The sequence below is a fragment of the Dyella sp. 2RAB6 genome (assembly GCF_052115385.1).
Lineage (GTDB): Bacteria > Pseudomonadota > Gammaproteobacteria > Xanthomonadales > Rhodanobacteraceae > Dyella_D.
In genome coordinates this window covers 169,918-186,356 of sequence record NZ_JBFRGP010000006.1, presented here as the reverse complement: position 1 = coordinate 186,356, position 16,439 = coordinate 169,918, and the positions used below count along the sequence as shown (strand labels likewise).

General features: G+C 66.9%; 13 protein-coding genes. 5 read left to right on the top strand and 8 right to left on the bottom strand.

Going from position 1 to position 16,439, the window contains the following annotated elements; translation table 11 throughout:
* Window positions 1–75: 75 nt before the first annotated feature.
* The 3 genes from AB4083_RS11935 to AB4083_RS11925 all read left to right on the top strand — a co-directional run bounded on the left by AB4083_RS11935 (window position 76) and on the right by AB4083_RS11925 (window position 1,462).
* Window positions 76–435, top strand: a complete 360-nt coding sequence (locus tag AB4083_RS11935) for a YciI family protein (RefSeq protein WP_441608029.1) — start codon at window positions 76–78, stop codon at window positions 433–435.
* Window positions 436–523: 88 nt separating this feature from the next.
* Window positions 524–1,144, top strand: a complete 621-nt coding sequence (locus AB4083_RS11930; RefSeq protein ID WP_441608028.1) for a M949_RS01915 family surface polysaccharide biosynthesis protein — start codon at window positions 524–526, stop codon at window positions 1,142–1,144.
* Window positions 1,145–1,228: 84 nt separating this feature from the next.
* The gene (locus AB4083_RS11925; protein ID WP_441608027.1) at window positions 1,229–1,462 is read left to right on the top strand and encodes a hypothetical protein; all 234 of its coding nucleotides are present in this window, start codon (window positions 1,229–1,231) and stop codon (window positions 1,460–1,462) included.
* A 98-nt stretch (window positions 1,463–1,560) separates the two neighbouring features.
* Here the strand turns inward: AB4083_RS11925 and AB4083_RS11920 are convergent, their stop codons facing one another.
* Window positions 1,561–2,751, bottom strand: a complete 1,191-nt coding sequence (locus AB4083_RS11920; protein WP_441608026.1) for an MFS transporter — start codon at window positions 2,749–2,751, stop codon at window positions 1,561–1,563.
* 131 nt (window positions 2,752–2,882) lie between these two features.
* On the opposite strand from AB4083_RS11920, the gene AB4083_RS11915 reads away from it, so the two are divergent.
* Window positions 2,883–3,758 carry a LysR family transcriptional regulator gene (locus AB4083_RS11915; protein WP_441608025.1) on the top strand — a complete coding sequence of 292 codons (876 nt, stop codon included), beginning with the start codon at window positions 2,883–2,885 and terminating at the stop codon, window positions 3,756–3,758.
* 106 nt (window positions 3,759–3,864) lie between these two features.
* Here AB4083_RS11915 and AB4083_RS11910 read toward each other — a convergent pair whose 3' ends face one another.
* Genes AB4083_RS11910 through xylA form a run of 5 tightly spaced genes read right to left on the bottom strand, consistent with a single transcriptional unit; the run spans window position 3,865 to window position 10,425 of the window.
* Window positions 3,865–5,007: a sugar ABC transporter permease gene (locus tag AB4083_RS11910; RefSeq protein WP_441608024.1), complete on the bottom strand. Its 1,143-nt coding sequence runs from the start codon at window positions 5,005–5,007 to the stop codon at window positions 3,865–3,867.
* Between the two features lie 19 nt (window positions 5,008–5,026).
* Entirely contained in the window at window positions 5,027–6,568 is a 1,542-nt protein-coding gene (gene xylG, locus AB4083_RS11905; RefSeq protein ID WP_441608023.1) for a D-xylose ABC transporter ATP-binding protein, read from the bottom strand.
* A 5-nt stretch (window positions 6,569–6,573) separates the two neighbouring features.
* Window positions 6,574–7,599, bottom strand: a complete 1,026-nt coding sequence (gene xylF, locus AB4083_RS11900; protein ID WP_441608022.1) for a D-xylose ABC transporter substrate-binding protein — start codon at window positions 7,597–7,599, stop codon at window positions 6,574–6,576.
* A 31-nt stretch (window positions 7,600–7,630) separates the two neighbouring features.
* Window positions 7,631–9,103: a xylulokinase gene (xylB, locus tag AB4083_RS11895; protein WP_441608021.1), complete on the bottom strand. Its 1,473-nt coding sequence runs from the start codon at window positions 9,101–9,103 to the stop codon at window positions 7,631–7,633.
* A 5-nt stretch (window positions 9,104–9,108) separates the two neighbouring features.
* Entirely contained in the window at window positions 9,109–10,425 is a 1,317-nt protein-coding gene (xylA, locus tag AB4083_RS11890) for a xylose isomerase (protein WP_441608020.1), read from the bottom strand.
* A 208-nt stretch (window positions 10,426–10,633) separates the two neighbouring features.
* Between xylA and AB4083_RS11885 the strand changes: the two genes are divergently transcribed.
* Entirely contained in the window at window positions 10,634–11,800 is a 1,167-nt protein-coding gene (locus AB4083_RS11885) for a XylR family transcriptional regulator (protein ID WP_441608019.1), read from the top strand.
* A 183-nt stretch (window positions 11,801–11,983) separates the two neighbouring features.
* On the opposite strand, the gene AB4083_RS11880 is transcribed toward AB4083_RS11885, so the two are convergent.
* Window positions 11,984–14,848, bottom strand: coding sequence for a TIM-barrel domain-containing protein (locus AB4083_RS11880; RefSeq protein ID WP_441608018.1), 2,865 nt, complete (start codon window positions 14,846–14,848; stop codon window positions 11,984–11,986).
* Window positions 14,849–14,857: 9 nt separating this feature from the next.
* Complete coding sequence (locus tag AB4083_RS11875; protein WP_441608017.1) at window positions 14,858–16,438, bottom strand: GH35 family beta-galactosidase; 1,581 nt, start codon at window positions 16,436–16,438, stop codon at window positions 14,858–14,860.
* Window position 16,439: the final 1 nt, after the last annotated feature.

Below are 16,439 nucleotides of genomic sequence, written 5' to 3'. Positions count from 1 at the left end.
GTTCGTCGCCTGGGTGGAAGCATGGCCCTGAAGGCTAACGCTGCCACCATTCCAACCCCACCCAGGAGCGTAACCATGCGTTTTCTCACCCTCATCCACATCAACGAAAACTCCGGCCAGGTCCCCGACGAGCGGCTGATGAGCGAGATGGGCAAGCTGATCGAAGAGATGAAGGAGGCCGGTGTGCTGATCGACACCGCCGGGCTGGCGCCGACCAAGGACGGCAAGCGGCTGCGTCTTTCGAAGGGCCGCGTCAAGTCGACGGACGGTCCGTTCACCGAGGCCAAGGAAGTGGTCGGCGGCTACTTCATGCTCAAGGCGGCCAGTACCGAGGAAGCCGCGCGCTGGATGGAGCGCTTCCTGGAGGCGCACGGCGACCAGTGGGAAGTGGAGTGCGAGCTGCGGCCGCTGGATCCGCATTTCTCCGATCTCTGAGCGGACTGCATGCCACGGGCGCGGCGGGTACCCGCCGCGCCCGCCTTCATGGACAATGCCGCCGGTTGCATCTTTCAAGGACGAATTCATGAAACTGCCAGGCGTCGTTTTGCTGTCGGCCCTCGCCGTCGCAGCGCAGGCCGCTCCTTCCGTCACGCCTGTCACCGCCGCGCAGTTGCCGGCCGGCATCAGCTTCAAGGGCGATTTCAAACAAGCCCTCCGCTGGACCGATGCCGAAGGCGACAACCTCGTCGTGGTCAGCACGCATAGCGACGACAACAGCGAGTACGGCTCCAACGACGACCTCTATGCCGTGCGCTACACCATCGCCGACGGCAAGGCGCAGGTGCGCTGGAACCTGCACGACTACGTCCACGACTGCGGCGTCGATCACCAGGCCACGTTCTTCCGCGGCGCGGCGGCGCAAGTCACCGACCTGGACGACAACGGCACGGCCGAGGTGTGGATGGCTTATCGCCTGATGTGCCGCGGCGACATCTCCTCCGACACGATGAAGGTGATCGTCTACCAGGGTGCGCAGAAGTACGCGATGCGCGGCGAGACCAAGGATGCGGGCGGCGAAGGCGGCAGCTACGGCTTCGATCCGGCGTTCATGGCGGCGCCCGAGGCATTTCGCGCGTTCGCACGCAAGTTGTGGGCCACGCATATGGCGGACAGCCCCGACGCCGAGTTGCGCGCCGTCGAATGAATCGCCTCGGCCTTATGGCTACTACACGCTCACGCTCGCGCTTGCTGTAATCGCCGACCTCCACACCCGGCGGAGGACAGTACGATGCGCTTGAAAGCACCGATGCGTTGTGTCGAAGGGAACTTCCGACCCTCGCCCGAGGATTTCGACCCCACCAAGATCGAGTACGACGCAGCGGTAGCGCATGCGTTGTTCGAAGCGATGGATCTTGGATGGGATACAGGCCTCAGTACGGATGCACGGATGATCATCGATGCGTATCGCAAGGCCTTGATCAATCGGGCGAATGATTTGATGTGGAAGTGGGGGTATCCGTAGGCGCGGCGAGAAAAACAAACGGTTGGTTTTTTCTCGCCGCAACGCACGGACTCCCTCTCCCCGGAGAGAAGAGGGAGAGAGGAGAGGGAGCAAGGCGTTCAAGCCCACGCCTTCTTCGCCGGCACGGCGACCCACAGCGTCAGCACCAGCAACACCACCAGCACCCACGGCAACAACGCCGCGCTCGCCGACTTCAGCATCACGCCACCCAGCACGCCGCCACCGGCGATGGCGAGATTCCAGCCCACCACCACCAGCGACTGGCCCAGGTCCTGCTGCTCGCCCGAGCGGCGGGCCACGGCGGTCTGGATCAAGGTGGCCGCGCCACCGAAGCCCAGGCCCCAGATCGCCACCGCGCCGATCAGCACCACTTGCGACGAAGGCCACAGCGCCATCGCCACCGCCGCGAGCAGGAACAGCGCCATGCCCAGCCCCATCAATGCGCGCATCCAGCGATCGATCAGCGCACCGGTCACCGCGATGCTCACCACCGACGACACGCCGAACAGCAGCAGCAGCCGATCCAGCGCGTCCTGCGCTCCGGACAGCGCCACGAACGGCGCGATATAGGTGTACAGCACGTTGTGCGCCAGCACGGCCAGCAGCATCACCACGTACACCGCCAGCAGGCCCGGCCGCCCCAGCACCTCGCGCAAGCTGCCGTGCTGCTGCGCCGGCACGCCAGGCACCGGCGGCAAGGCGGCGCGCGACCACGCCACCAGGGCCACGCTCAGGATCGACATCAAGCCGAACACCCAGCGCCAACCGATCAGCTGCGACAACCACGTCCCCGCGGGAATGCCGATCGACATCGCCAGCGGCGTGCCCACCATCGCCACCGCAATGGCACGCCCCTGCAACTGCGGCGCCACCATGCGGCTGGCATAGCCGGCCAGCAGTGCCCACAGCAGGCCGGCGGCCACGCCGCCCAGGAAGCGCGAGACCAGCATCAACGTGTAGGAGCCGGTCCAGGCCATCACGCTGTTGACCAGCGCGAAGCCGAGGATCGCCGCCATCAGCAGGGGCCGGCGCGGCAGATGGCTGGTGAGCTTCACCATCGGCACCGCGGTCAGCAGCGAACCCAGCGCATAGACGGTGGTGAGCTGGCCCACCGCCGCCGCGCTGATCCCCAAGTCGCGGCTCATCGCCGGCAGCAGGCCAGCCACGATGCATTCGGTAAGCACGGTGATGAACGATGCGCAGGCCAGCGCCAGCAAGCCCAGCATGGGCAGGCGCGACGGGGCGGGCTCGCAGGCCTGGTAGGGCAGGGCTTCGTCGGCGGCGCTCATGGCCGCGCCTCGGGTGTCGACTTCATGGAAAGGCTCCTTCGCCTTGAGAGGAGCCCTAAGTTAGATACCGCGCGCCGGCGGAAAAAGACGGGTAGAGTTCCAGGCTTTCCGGACAAATAACTCCGCAATCCATGAAAACCCTGGACAGCCTGGGCGTCCTGCAGACCTTCGTGCAGGTTGCCGACACCCTCAGCTTCGTGGAGACCGGGCGCCTGCAGGGCGTTTCCGCCTCCGCCGTGGGCAAGGCGATCGCCCGGCTCGAACAGCAGCTCGGCGTGCGCCTGTTCCATCGCAGTACGCGCAGCGTGGCGCTTACCGCCGAGGGCGAGCTGTTCCTGGCGCGCTGCCGGCGTGCGCTGGACGAGCTGGAACTGGCCGAGACCGAACTGACCGATCAATCCAGTGCACCGCGCGGCACCTTGCGGGTGAGCCTGCCGCTGGCCAGCAGCCTGCTGCTGCCGGTGCTGTCGGACTTCAAGCAGGCCTATCCGCAGGTGCGCCTGGACCTGGATTTCGACGACCGCCTGGTCGACGTGATCGAGGAAGGCTTCGATGCGGTGCTGCGCGTCGGCGAGCCCGGCGATTCGCGCCTCAGCGCCCGCCGCATCGGCACTTTCCGCCGCTGCCTCGTCGCCGCGCCCGACTACCTCGCCCGCAAGGGCACGCCGCGCGAGCCGGCCGACCTGCTGCAGCACGACTGCCTGCATTACCGCTTTCCCACCAGCGGCAAGCTGGAGCTATGGCCGACGCCGCCGGAGGTGTCGATCCCCGTCAGCATGGTGTGCAACGACGTCGACACCCGCGTCTGCTTCGCCCAGCGCGGCCGCGGCATCGCCTACGTGCCGGAACATGCGGTGCGCGCGGCGCTGGCCGCGGGCGAACTGGTGCCGGTGCTGGACGACTACGCGAAGGTCTGCGGCACCTTCTATCTGCTGTGGCCGTCGGGGCGGCACATGCTGCCGAAGCTGCGGGCGTTCGTGGATTTCGTGGGCGAGCGGCTGCTGTAGGTTGGGGTGAGCCACCGGCGAACCCCAACGTCGTGGTGCGCCTCGAAGTGCCGATGTTGGGGTTCGCCTATGGCTCACCCCAACCTACGCGCCCGATCTGCAGCGATCAGTCCCGCTGCGGGCGCGACAACACATCCACCCACACCGCCAGCACCAGGATCGCGCCCTTCACGATGTACTGCCAATACGTATCGACATCCATCATCGACATGCCGTTGTCGAGGCTGGCCATCACCAGCGCGCCGATCAAGGCGCCATGCACCGTGCCCGCACCGCCGCGCATCGAAGCGCCGCCGATAAAGCACGCGGCGATCGCATCCAGTTCGCCATTGGTGCCGGCCGATGGCGAACCCGCGGCCAGCCGCGCGGTGTTGACGATGCCGGCGAACGCGCACATCAAGCCCATGATGCCGAACACCACCAGCTTCACCCGCGCCACGTTCACGCCGGACAGCCGCGTGGCTTCCAGGTTGCCGCCCACCGCGTAGATATGGCGGCCCAGCACGGTCTGCGAAGCGAGGTAGGAGAACACCGCCAGCAGCGCGACCAGGATCAGCACCGGCAGCGGAATGCCGCCATAGCTGTTGAGCGTGGCGACGAAGATGCCCAGGGCCACGCCGATCGCCAGCACCTTGAGTACATCCATCCACCATGGCAGCTGCCGTATCTGCAACTGCGCGCGGCGACGGCGGCGCAGCACGGCCAGCGCCGCCACCGCTACGAAGATCGCTACGCCAAGCACGCTGGACAACAGCGGCGACACATAACCCTGGCCCAGGTAGACCAGGTCCGCCGGCACCGGCGAGATCGTCGCGCTATGTGTCGTCCCCAGCAGCACGCCGCGGAACGCCAGCATCCCGCCCAGCCCGACGATGAAGGAAGGCACGCGCATGCGCGTCACCCACAGGCCGTTGAACAGCCCGATCAGCACGCCCAGCAGCAATACCGCGGCGATCCCCACCGGCGTCGACCAGCCATGGTTGACCGTCAGCACCGCGACCACGCCGCCAAGCAGTCCCAACAGCGAGCCGACCGAGAGATCGATCTCGCCCGCGATGATCACGAACACCATGCCGCAGGCGAGCATGCCGGTGATCGCCATCTGCCGGAACAGGTTGGATACGTTGCGCGCCGTGACGAAGTCGCCGCCGGTCGCCGCGTGGAAGAAGATCCAGATCGCCGCCACCGCCAGCAGCAAGGCCAGGATCTTGTAGCGCGCGAACAGTTGCTGGATGGACTGGGCAGGCATGCGGTTTCCGTAGAGAGAGTCAGGCGGCGCGCGCTGAAGCGTCGATCGCCGCGGCCAGTACCTGTTCCTGGGTCAGGTCCTGGTTGAGGAAATTGCCGCGCAGGCGGCCTTCGCCCATCACCAGCACGCGGTCGGCCATGCCGAGCACCTCCGGCATCTCCGAGGAGACCAGGATGATGGCGACGCCCTGCGCGGCCAGCTCGAAGATCAGCCGGTAGATCTCGGCCTTGGCGCCCACGTCCACGCCGCGCGTGGGTTCGTCCAGGATCAGCACCTTGGGCCGCGCCAGCAGCATCTTGGCCAGCACCGCCTTCTGCTGGTTGCCGCCGGACAGGCGGGCGATTGGCAGGGCGGGGCTGGCGGTCTTCACCTGGCGCGCGGCGATCTGCGCTTCGATGGTGGCGAGTTCGCGCTGGCGGTCGATATGGCCGGCGCGCGAGTAGTGCTCCAGCGTGGCCAGCGTGATGTTGTCGCCCACCCCCAGCAGCGGCACGATGCCGTGGCGCTTGCGGTCCTCCGGCACCATGCCGAGACCGGCGCGGATCGCCTCGGCGGGCGAGCGGATTTTCAGCGGCTGGCCCTCGAGAAATAGTTCTGCCGAGTGCTTGCCGGCATAGGCGCCGAAGATCGCGCTCACCAGTTCCGTGCGGCCTGCACCGACCAGGCCGGCAATGCCGAGGATCTCGCCGCGGCGCAGCTGGAACGACACATCGTCCACGCGCTTGCGCTGCGGATTGACCGGGTCCAGGCAAGTGACATGGCGCGCCTCGAAGATCACCCCGCCGATCGCATGCTCCACCCGCGGATACAGGTTCTCCAGCTTGCGGCCCACCATCAGGGTGATCAGCGTGTCGACATCCAGCTCGCGCATCGGCTGGGTGGCGATATGGCGACCGTCGCGGATCACGCTGACCGTGTCGCACACGCGTTCGACTTCGTCGAGCTTGTGCGAGATATAGATGCAGGCGACGCCGCGGCGCTTCAGATCCTCCACGATGCCCAGCAGCACTTGCGTCTCGCTGGAGGTCAGCGACGAGGTCGGCTCGTCCAGGATCAGCAGCTTCGCTTCCTTGGCCAGCGCCTTGGCGATCTCGAACAGCTGCTGGTGGCCGCCGCCGTAGTGCATCGCCGGCAAGGCCACGTTGACGTCATGCAGGCCCAGCTCCTGCAACAGCGCGGCCGCCTTGGCATACATCGCGTCGTAGTCCATGCGCCCGCCGGGACGGGTGATCTCGTGGCCGAGGAAGATGTTCTCCGCCACCGACAGTTGCGGTACCAGCATCAGCTCCTGGTGGATGATCACGATGCCGGCGCGCTCGCTGTCGCGCACCGAACGCGCGCGCAGCGGCTGCCCTTGCCACAGGATTTCGCCGTCCCAGCTGCCATGCGGATAGACGCCGGACAACACCTTCATCAGCGTCGATTTGCCGGCGCCGTTCTCGCCGCACAGCCCCAGGCATTCGCCCGCACGCAGCGTGAGATCGATGCCGTCCAGCGCCTTCACGCCACCGAACGACTTGGCGATGCCGCGCATCTCGAACAGGCAGCTCTGCGCGGCCATGGCGCTTACTTCGCGCCGTAGATCTGTTCGTGGGTGTAGAAGCCGTCCTTGATCACGGTGTCGTCCACCTTGTCCTTGGTCAGCAGGGTCGGCTGCAGCAGCACCGAGTCCACGTCCTTCTTGCCGTTGTTCATCTTGCCGGTGTACGCGGGCGTCTCGCCCTTGGCCAGCTTCACCGCCAGCTCGGCCGCGGTGGTGGCGATGGTCTTCAGCGGCTTGTACACGGTCATCGCCTGGCTGCCGTCGACCACCCGGCGCACGCCGGCGAGGTCCGCGTCCTGGCCGGATACCGCCACCTTGCCGGCCAGCTGCTGCGCGGCCAGCGCCTGGATCGCGCCGCCGGCGATGGCGTCGTTGGAGGCGACGATGCCCTGGATGTCGTTGTGGTTGGCGGTGAGCGCGTCCTCGACGATGCGCAGCCCCTTGGAGGCATCCCACTCCGGCGTCCACTGCTGGCCGACCACCTTGACGTCGCCGCGGTCGATCGCCGGCTGCAGCACCTTCAGCTGGCCCTCGCGCAGGATCTTGGCGTTGTTGTCGGTCGGCGCGCCGCCGAGCAGGAAGTAGTTGCCTTTCGGCACGGCGTCGAGCACGCCCTGCGCCTGCAGCTCGCCGACCTTCTCGTTGTCGAAGGAGATATAGGCGTCGATGTCGGCGCCCAGGATCAGGCGGTCGTACGAGATCACTTTGATGCCGTTGCGCTTGGCCTCGGCGATCACGTTATCCAGCACCTTGGAGTTGTAGGGCACGATCACCAGCACGTTCACGCCGCGCGAGATCAGGTTCTCCAGCTGCTGCACCTGGCGCTGCTCGTTGCCATCGGCGGACTGCACATAGACCTTGGCGCCCAGCTTCTCGGCCGCGGCCACGAAGTAGTCGCGGTCACGCGTCCAGCGCTCCAGGCGCAGGTCGTCGATGGAGAAGCCGATCTTCGGCTGGTCGGAGGCCTTGCCGCTGCAGGCGGTAAGGACGGCGGCAGCCAGGCCGACCGTCACCAGGGCCAGCATGGCCCGCACGAACAGACGCTTCATGGATCTTTCCTCGAATGGATGGCCGGGCCGTTCACTGCATCGCCGCCGCGCGCAGGCGCGCATACGTCTGGCGGAACAACGGCTGCCGGTGTTCGCGATAGTAGGCATGTCGGGCGGCGTCAGGCAGGTGCACCGTGACGAGCGGTGGCATGGCGCACACTTCTTCGACCCGCGCGCCGGGCTCGACAGCCAGCTGCGCCAGCCGTGCCGCGCCAAGTGCTGCCCCCACGTCGCCGCCGGCACGCAGCTCCAGCGGGCGGCCGGCGATGTCGGCCAGCATCTGCAACCAGTACGCGCTGCGCGTGCCGCCGCCGATCACCGCGACGCTGTCCGCGCGCAGGCCGGCAGCGTCGACCGCTTCGATACCGTCGAGCAGGCCCAGGCCGACCCCTTCCAGGGTGGCGTTGGCCAGATCCGCGCGCGTGGTGTCGGCCCGCAGGCCGGTGAAGGAACCCGTGGCGTGCACGTCGTTGTGCGGAGTGCGCTCGCCGGTGAGATAGGGCAGGAACACCGGGCCATCATCGCGCCGCGGCGCGGCCTGGGCCTCCGCCAGCATCGCGCCGACCTCGGCGTGGCCGCTGAGGCGCGCGGTGAAATCCAGGCAGCTGGCGGCATTGAGCATCACCGACATCAGGTGCCAGGTGCCCGGCAGCGCATGGCAGAAGCTGTGCACGGCCTGTTGCGGCCGCGCCAGGAAACCATCGGACACGGCGAAGTACACGCCGGACGTGCCAAGCGACAACATGGCCTGCCCATGCCGCACGATGCCCGCGCCCACCGCGCCGGCGGCATTGTCGCCACCACCGGCGGCCACCGGCACGCGCGCCATGCCCCAGCGTTCGGCCAGTTCGGCGCGCAGGCGCCCGGCGGGTGCACTGCCTTCATGCAGGCTGGGCATGTGCTCGCGGCCCAGCCCGCAGGCGGCGAGCATGGCGTCGCTCCATTGGCGCTTGCCCACGTCCAGCCACAGCGTGCCGGCGGCGTCGGAGACGTCGGTGGCGTAGTCGCCGGTCAGGCACAGGCGCAGGTAGTCCTTCGGCAGCAGCACCTTGGCCACCGCTTCGAAAACGGAAGGCTCGTGTTCGCGCACCCAGGCCAGCTTGGGCGCGGTGAAGCCGGGCATGGCGAGATTGCCGGTGATGGCGTGGAAGTCCGGCAGCGTTTCCATCCAGCGGCATTGCGCATCGCTGCGCCCGTCGTTCCACAGGATGGCAGGGCGCAGCACGCGGTCGCTGCGGTCCAGCAGGGTGGCGCCGTGCATCTGGCCGCTGAGGCCGATCGCGGCCACGCGGTTGGCAGCGATGCCTTCGCGCGCCGCCGTCTGCAGCAGCTCGTCGATGGCGGCCATCGCGGCGCGCCACCAGTCCACCGGGTCCTGCTCGGACCAGCGCGGCCGCGGATGCGACACCGTGAGCGGCTGCGAAGCCACCGCGCGCACCGCGCCGGCCGCGTCGACCAGCACGGCCTTGACCGCGGACGTGCCCAGGTCCAGCCCGAGGAACATCGGACTCAACCGTAGATGTAGCGGTTGACCAGGTTCTCCAGCCGCTCCTGCTGGCCCGAGACATGGCTGGGCTGCAGATCGCGTTTCGCCGCTTCGTCCGCCAGGCCCTGCAGGGTGTAGCCACCGTCGAGAATCTGCCGGCCCAGCTCGCCCTCCCAGCCGGCATAGCGCTGCGCCTTGAACGCGGCCAAGCGGTCGTCGTCGATCATCTTCGCCGCGCGCTCCAGCGCCAGCGCCAGCGCGTCGATCGCGCCGATATGGCCATGGAACAGGTCGGCCGCGTCCACGCTCTGGCGGCGCACCTTGGTGTCGAAGTTGAAACCGCCGGTGCTGAAGCCGCCTGCGCGCAGGATCTCGTACATCACCAGGGTCAGTTCCTCCACGCTGTTGGGGAACTGGTCGGTGTCCCAGCCATTCTGCGCGTCGCCACGATTCGCATCGATGCTGCCGAACACGCCGAGCGCAATCGCCGTGGCCACTTCATGGTGGAAGGAATGCCCGGCCAGGGTGGCGTGGTTGGCTTCCAGGTTGACCTTGACCTCCTGCTCCAGCCCGAACTCCTTGAGGAAGCCGTACACGGTGGCGGTGTCGTAGTCGTACTGGTGCTTGGTCGGTTCCTGCGGCTTGGGCTCGATCAGGATGGTGCCCTGGAAGCCCAGCTTGTGCTTGTGCTCGACCACCATCTGGAAGAACCGGCCCAGCTGCGCGCGCTCGCGGCGCAGGTCGGTGTTGAGCAGGGTGTCGTAGCCCTCGCGTCCGCCCCACAGCACATAGTTGGCGCCGCCCAGGCGATGCGTCGCGCCCATCGCCTGGAACACCTGGCTGGCGGCATAAGCGAACACTTCCGGCTGCGGGCTGCTGGCCGCGCCCGCGGCATAGCGCGGGTGGCTGAACAGGTTGGCGGTGCCCCACAGCAGCTTCATGCCGGTCTGCGCCTGCTTGGCTTCCAGCACCTCGACCATGGCGGCGAAGTTGCGCGAGTACTCGGCCAGGTTGGCGCCTTCCGGCGCCACGTCGGTGTCGTGGAAGGTATAGAACGGCGCGCCCAGGCGCTGGAAGAAGTCGAACGCCGCGTCGGCCTTGGCACGCGCCTGCGCCAGCGGGTCGCCGGCCTGCTGCCAGGGCCGCTGGAAGGTGCCGGCGCCGAACATGTCCATGCCCGGCCACACGAAACTGTGCCAGTAGCACACGGCCAGGCGCAGGTGCTCGTCCATGCGCTTGCCCAGGATGACCCGCGACGGATCGTAGTGACGGAAGGCGAGCGGATCGTCCGTCTTAGCGCCCGCGTAACGAATGGGCGCCACATGCTCGAAGTAACTCATGGAAGTCTCCCTAGCGAGCCGCCCGGGGGATTCAGGGTCGGCTGCGGATGCTTCGGATGCTGCAAGCGGCGCCGGATGGGTGCAATTGCGAAATCCATCACTACGGCAGTCTTTTTCCCTGTCGCGTTGCGACATGCGGGCGCGAGGGCGAACTGGTAGCGTCCGCGATCTACGGCAGGTGCCGTCGGTTACTGTCAGTGGTACGCCCATGTCACCCCATCGCATCGCCCTGCTGTTCAACGCCAACAAGGTCTACGACCGGCAAGTGATCGCCGGTATCGGCCAGTACCTGAAATCCACCCGCGTGGTGTGGGACCTGTTCCTGGAAGAGGATTTCCGCTGCCGCACCCTGGGCATCCAGCACTGGCGCGGCGACGGCATCATCGCCGACTTCGACGACCCCACGGTGGAAGAGGCGCTGGCCCACCTGACCATCCCGGTGGTGGCGATCGGCGGCTCCTACGCGGACGACAACCGCTATCCGGCCAACATCCCCTACGTGGCCACCGACAACGCCAAGCTGGTGCGCGTGGCCTATGACCACCTGATCGAGCAGGGCCTGCAGCGCTTCGCCTTCTTCGGCCTGCCGCCTTCGCCCGGCAACCGCTGGGCGCAGGAGCGCGAGGACGCCTTCCTGCGCATGATCGCCGCCGATGGCCTGGAGGGCACGGTCTACCGCGGCTCGCCGACCAGCGCCGGCGGCTGGGGCCGCGCGCAGGAGGACATGGTGGCCTGGGTGCGCTCGCTGCCCAAGCCGATCGGCGTGGTGGCGGTGACCGATGCGCGCGCGCGGCAGTTGCTGCAGGCCTGCGTGGTGGCGGATGTGCCGATTCCGGAACAGATCGCCGTGGTGGGCATCGACAACGACCCGATGGCGCAGTTGCTCAGCCGTATCCCGCTCACTTCGGTGATCCAGGGTGCGGAGGAGATGGGCCGCATGGCGGCGCAGGTGCTGCACCAGATGCTGCACGGCGGCGACTGTTCCAGCACGCGCGTGCTGGTGCCGCCGGTGGGCTTGAGTGTGCAGGCCAGCAGCCAGCATGAGCCCTTGCGCAGCCCCTACGTGATGCGGGCCAAGCATTACATCCGGCAGTACGCCTGCCTGGGCATCAAAACCGAGCAGGTGGCCGATTACGTCGGGATCTCGCGCACCTTGCTGGAAGAGCATTTCAAGCGCGAGCTGAAGCAGACGGTGCACCAGGCGATCCTGGAGCATAAGTTGGAAATGGCGCGGTCGATGCTGGTGGACAATTCGATTCCGCTGGCCGACGTGGCCGTGCGCTGCGGCTTCACCTCGTTGCAATACATGTACGCGGTGTTCCGGCGCGAGTTCAATTGCACGCCGCGGCAGTTTTTGGGTGCTGCTCGGGCGTAACCATCATGGAACTCTTCTCCCCGCCGGGGAGAAGATGCCGGCAGGCAGATGAGGGGTCGCTCTAGCGCCAGTGCTTCTTCGGAGCGAAAAAAAGCTTTTGCGCTTTTGGCGACCCTCCGCCCACCACTCCGCCCGGCCCCTCACCCCAACCCTCTCCCCGGAGGGGAGAGGGGGTAGGTGGCGTTATAGCTTTACGGTCTGCGCTGATCCGTCGTAATCGACTTTGACGTCGCCCGCCGGATCAACCCCGTCCGCATTCGCCTTATCCGCGCGAATCACCCGAACCACGAACTGCCGCTTCGCCGGCGCCCCGCTGCCATCGCCTTCGCGCCTGCCGAGCGTCAACGTCTTTGCCTTGTCGTCATAGCTCAGCGCAATGCGCGAATAACGCCCCTGCTCGTAGCCATACGTGGTCCCCTCGTCCTCGTACAACGAGAACTGCCCGTTGGCACCGGCGTACACCAGCAGCGTCACCGGTGCATCCGGCTTCTCGCCTGTGAACTGGATATCCGGCCCGGTCGGCACGATCGAACCGGCGCGTACGAACAGCGGCATCCGCGCCAGCGGTGCATCGGCCTGCAGCATCGCACCACCCTCGTGGTACTTGCCGGTGTGGAACTCATACCAGCCGGCGCCGGCGGGCAGATACACCGCGCGTGAGGTGGCTTTGTACTCGGTCACCGGCGCCACCAGGAAGGCCGGGCCGAACATGTATTCGTCATCGGTGCCACGCACCTTCGCATCGCCCGGGAAATCCATCACCAGGCCACGCATGATGGTGCCGTCCTTCCAATACGTGTCGCCGGCCAGCGTGTAGACGTACGGCATCAGGCGATAGCGCAGGCGATCGTAGTAGGCCAGGGCTTCATAGAGCGGCGTACCGGGCGCGGCCAGGTTGTAGATCTCGCGATACGGAAACTGCCCGTGCGAGCGGAACAGCGGGCTGAACGCGCCGAACTGGAACCAGCGCAGATTGAGCTCGCGCCATTCGTCCAGGTCCGCCGCGCCGGGCTTCTCGTAGCGCGGCTCCAGCGCGAAGCCGCCGATATCGGTGGTCCAGTTGGGGATGCCTGCCAGCGAGAAATTGACGCCCGCGGAGATCTGGTCGTGCAGGTTGCTCCAGCGCGAGGCCACGTCGCCGCTCCAGGTCGCCGCCGCATTGCGCTGCTGTCCGGCAAAAGAAGAACGGGTGAGGATGAAGGCGCGGCGGTCGCCGTGATCGCGGCGCCAGCCGTCATACACGCCAGCGCTGTGCATCAGCGGATACGAGTTGAAGAACGCGGCGCCCGGGCCCAGCGCGGTCGGCCCCATGCGCAGCTTGCGCTCGGCGATATCGAGATTGGAATGCGTATCCGGCTCCGACGCATCCAGCCACCAGGCATCGACGCCCACCGCGCCGAGCTTCTCCTCGATCTGCCGCCAGTAGATGCGCCGCGCCTCCTCCGCGTACGGATCGTAGAAGGCGTTGAGATAGCCCTTGCCGATCCAGTCGACCTCGCGCTTCTCGACATTGCGGCGATAGATATAACCCTTGGCGTCCAGCTCCTGATAGTTCTTCGTGCTCGGATAGAACTTCGGCCATACCGAGATCATCAGCTGCACGTGCATGGCATGGAGCTGGTCGACCAGGCCCTTGGCGTCGGGGAAACGTGACTTGTCGAAGTCGTGCGAGCCCCAGGCGTCTTCCGGCCAGTAGCTCCAGTCCTCCACCACGTTGTCCAGCGGCAGGCCCAGTTCGCGATAGCGCCTGGCGGTGTCGAGGATTTCCGCTTGCGTCTTGTAGCGTTCGCGGCTTTGCCAGAAGCCATAGGCCCAGCGCGGCAGCATGGTGGCCTTGCCGGTGACCTGGCGATAGCCGGCGATCACCTGGTCGAGGTTGTCGCCCGCGACGAAGTAGTAGTCCACCGCATGGCCGACCTCGGAGAACAGCGACAGCTCGTTCTGCTCGTCGCCGGGCAGCGGATCGAGATGCAGCAGGGTCAGGTAACCCTCGTTCGGCAACCACTCGATACGCAACTGGTGCTTGCTGCCCGCATCCATCGGCAGACGCAGGTTGTGGTACCAGGGGTTCCAGTTCTGCCGCCAGTCGTCATAAACCAGCTTGCCGTCCAGCCAGACCTTGGCATAGCTGCTCGCGTACAGGCGCAGCTTGTGCACGCCGGAAACGGCCGGCTCGATGCTGCCTTCCCACACCACCTTGCCGGTGGTCTTGGCCGGCGATTCGGCGGGCCATTGCGCCAGATCCTTGAGGTACTGATAGTCCGGCTGCTTCTCCACGCGCTTGAGCTTCAAGGTGCCGCCGGCGTCGTAGTAGCTGGCAGTAAGGCCGCCGGCCTTGCCCTCGGCGTCGTACAGTTTCAGCGACTGGCCGAGCGGCTGGTATTCGCGCGCATCGCCGAAGCGGGTGATCGAGTTGTTATCCCACAGCAGGCCGTAGTTGCGCGACGACACTACGAACGGAATACCCACGTCCATGTTGTGCTGCGCCAGCTCCACATCCTCGCCCTTGTAGTTCATCTGGCGATTCTGGTGCTGGCCCAGACCGTAGAAGGCCTCATCCGCGGGCGATTCGAAACGCTGGCGCACCGTGTAGTACGGCTTGCCTTCCACCGTCTCCGGCTGGAACGAGCGTCCATCGGCACGCTCGGCCAGCAACGGCTTGCCGGCGGCATCGAGAAAGCGCACCGCGCCGTCGCGCAGCGAGACCTGGGCGGACAGCTGCGCTGTCTTCAGCGTGACCGCTTCGGGCGTTTCGTCCACCGTGAAGTGCGTGTCGCCGCCGGTTTTCACCGCCATCAGGCTGGCCGGCAAGTCGAACTTGCCGTCAGGCACGGCGGTGACGTGCACGATGCGTTCGTCCACCGCCTGCAGGCGCACCTGCTGGGTGGACTGGTTCAGATGGACGATCACGCCGTCGGCCAGTTTCTCGGCATGGCCGGCGCTGACCGCCGCGCTCTGTTCCGGTGCCTTGCCGCAGCCGGCGAGCATGGCCAGCGTCAGCGCGCAGAGGGGCAGCCATGGGCGGGTAGCGATAGCAGACAGGCGCATCTCGTTCCTTCAGTACGTGGCCAGCCGCACGCGCAGCACGCGCGGCTCGCCGATGACATTCAAGCCCCAGTCGGTCAGGTCGCCGTTCCACAGGCGGCGGAAGATCCAGCGGCCGTGGTCGTAGTGGCCTTCCTCGACGCGGTCGAGCAGAAAGTCGACTTTGCGCCCGCGCGCCGGCTGGAAGTTCACGCGCACATCGCGGGCGACCACCAGGTATTCGTTCGGCGCCAGCTGCGCGATCAAGGCGCCACCGGAGTGATCGGGATTGCCCTTGGGCGGTTCGGTGCCGAACTGCAACTGCCCGTAGCCGAGGTGGACCTGCCAGTCGCCCAGTTCCAGCGTTTGCTCGTGGGTGTCGTCCGGTTCCGACGCTCCCCACAGCTTGCCGGCCTGGGCTGCCGCAGCCAGCTCGCCGGCCATCGGCGCCAATACGCGGTAGTTGGCGGCGAACATGTCGACGGTCTCGTCGTCCAGCTTGCGCGCGCCCAGCGGATAGTTGCTGTAGCCGGTGAAATCCATGCCGAACGGCGACCAGCCGATGGCTCCCGCGCCGAGCGCGGCATAGACATAGCGCGCATAGACCTTGTCGTTGCCGGTTTCGGCGACGAACAGGGGATTGTCCTTGCGGGCGTAACGTTCGAGATACGCGGCGTAGCGCGCGTAGTCGGGTTTGTAGATATCCGGCGCCAGTACGTCCAGCGCGGGCGCGGCGGCCTTCCATACCTGCAGCACGTTGTCGGTGGGGCCGCCGCTCTCGTAACTGCCCGGCGGGCCGGGCTTGAATGGATCGCGCAGTGCCGCGTTGGCGTACATCGGCAGCGGATAGACCGCCTTGCCCGCCTGCGCGACCTGGCCGATGAAATGCGCGACGTGCCAGGCATGGAAGAACTCCGCGGCGTCGTTGCCGAACACCTGGCTCCAACTGCCAGCCGACTTGCCGGCCGCGCGCAGCAGTGCCTCGGGCACCGGACCGGCGAAGACCTGGTCGGCCATCGGCGAGTGGTCGCGATCGGTGCCGTAGGTGCCGGCTTCGTTCTCCACCTGCACCATGATCACGGTGTGCTTGTCGCCATCGATCTTGCGCAGGTGCGTCATCAACTGGACGAACGCCTTGCGGTCGGCCTCCAGGGTGGCGGCGGCCAGCGGCGACAGCGAATTCAGGCGACGGCCTTCGCGATTGAATACGCGCGGAAAGCGGCGATCGTCCAGCTTCACCCACGAAGGCGCGTAGCTGGGGCCGTTGTTCTTCCAGGTGGCGAACCACAGCAGGACCAGCCGCACCCGATGCTCGCGGGCCTGGCTGACCACGGTGTCGAGGAAGGCGAAGTCGAACTGGCCTTCCTTCGGCTCGATCTGCTCCCACGCGATCGGCATCTGCACCGTGTTGGCGTCCAGCTTGTCGATGGCGGGCCATACCTGGTCGAGCATGGCCGGCCAATTGCTGGAGTTGTTGACCTGGGCGCCGAGGATCAGGAAGGGCTTGCCGTCGACGAGGAGGGTGTGGCGGCCGTGGTCGGTGGCAATCCGAGGAATCTCTTCGGCGAAGGCAGGGAGCGCAAGGCATAGCCAGGCGCAGAGCAGATATCGCATC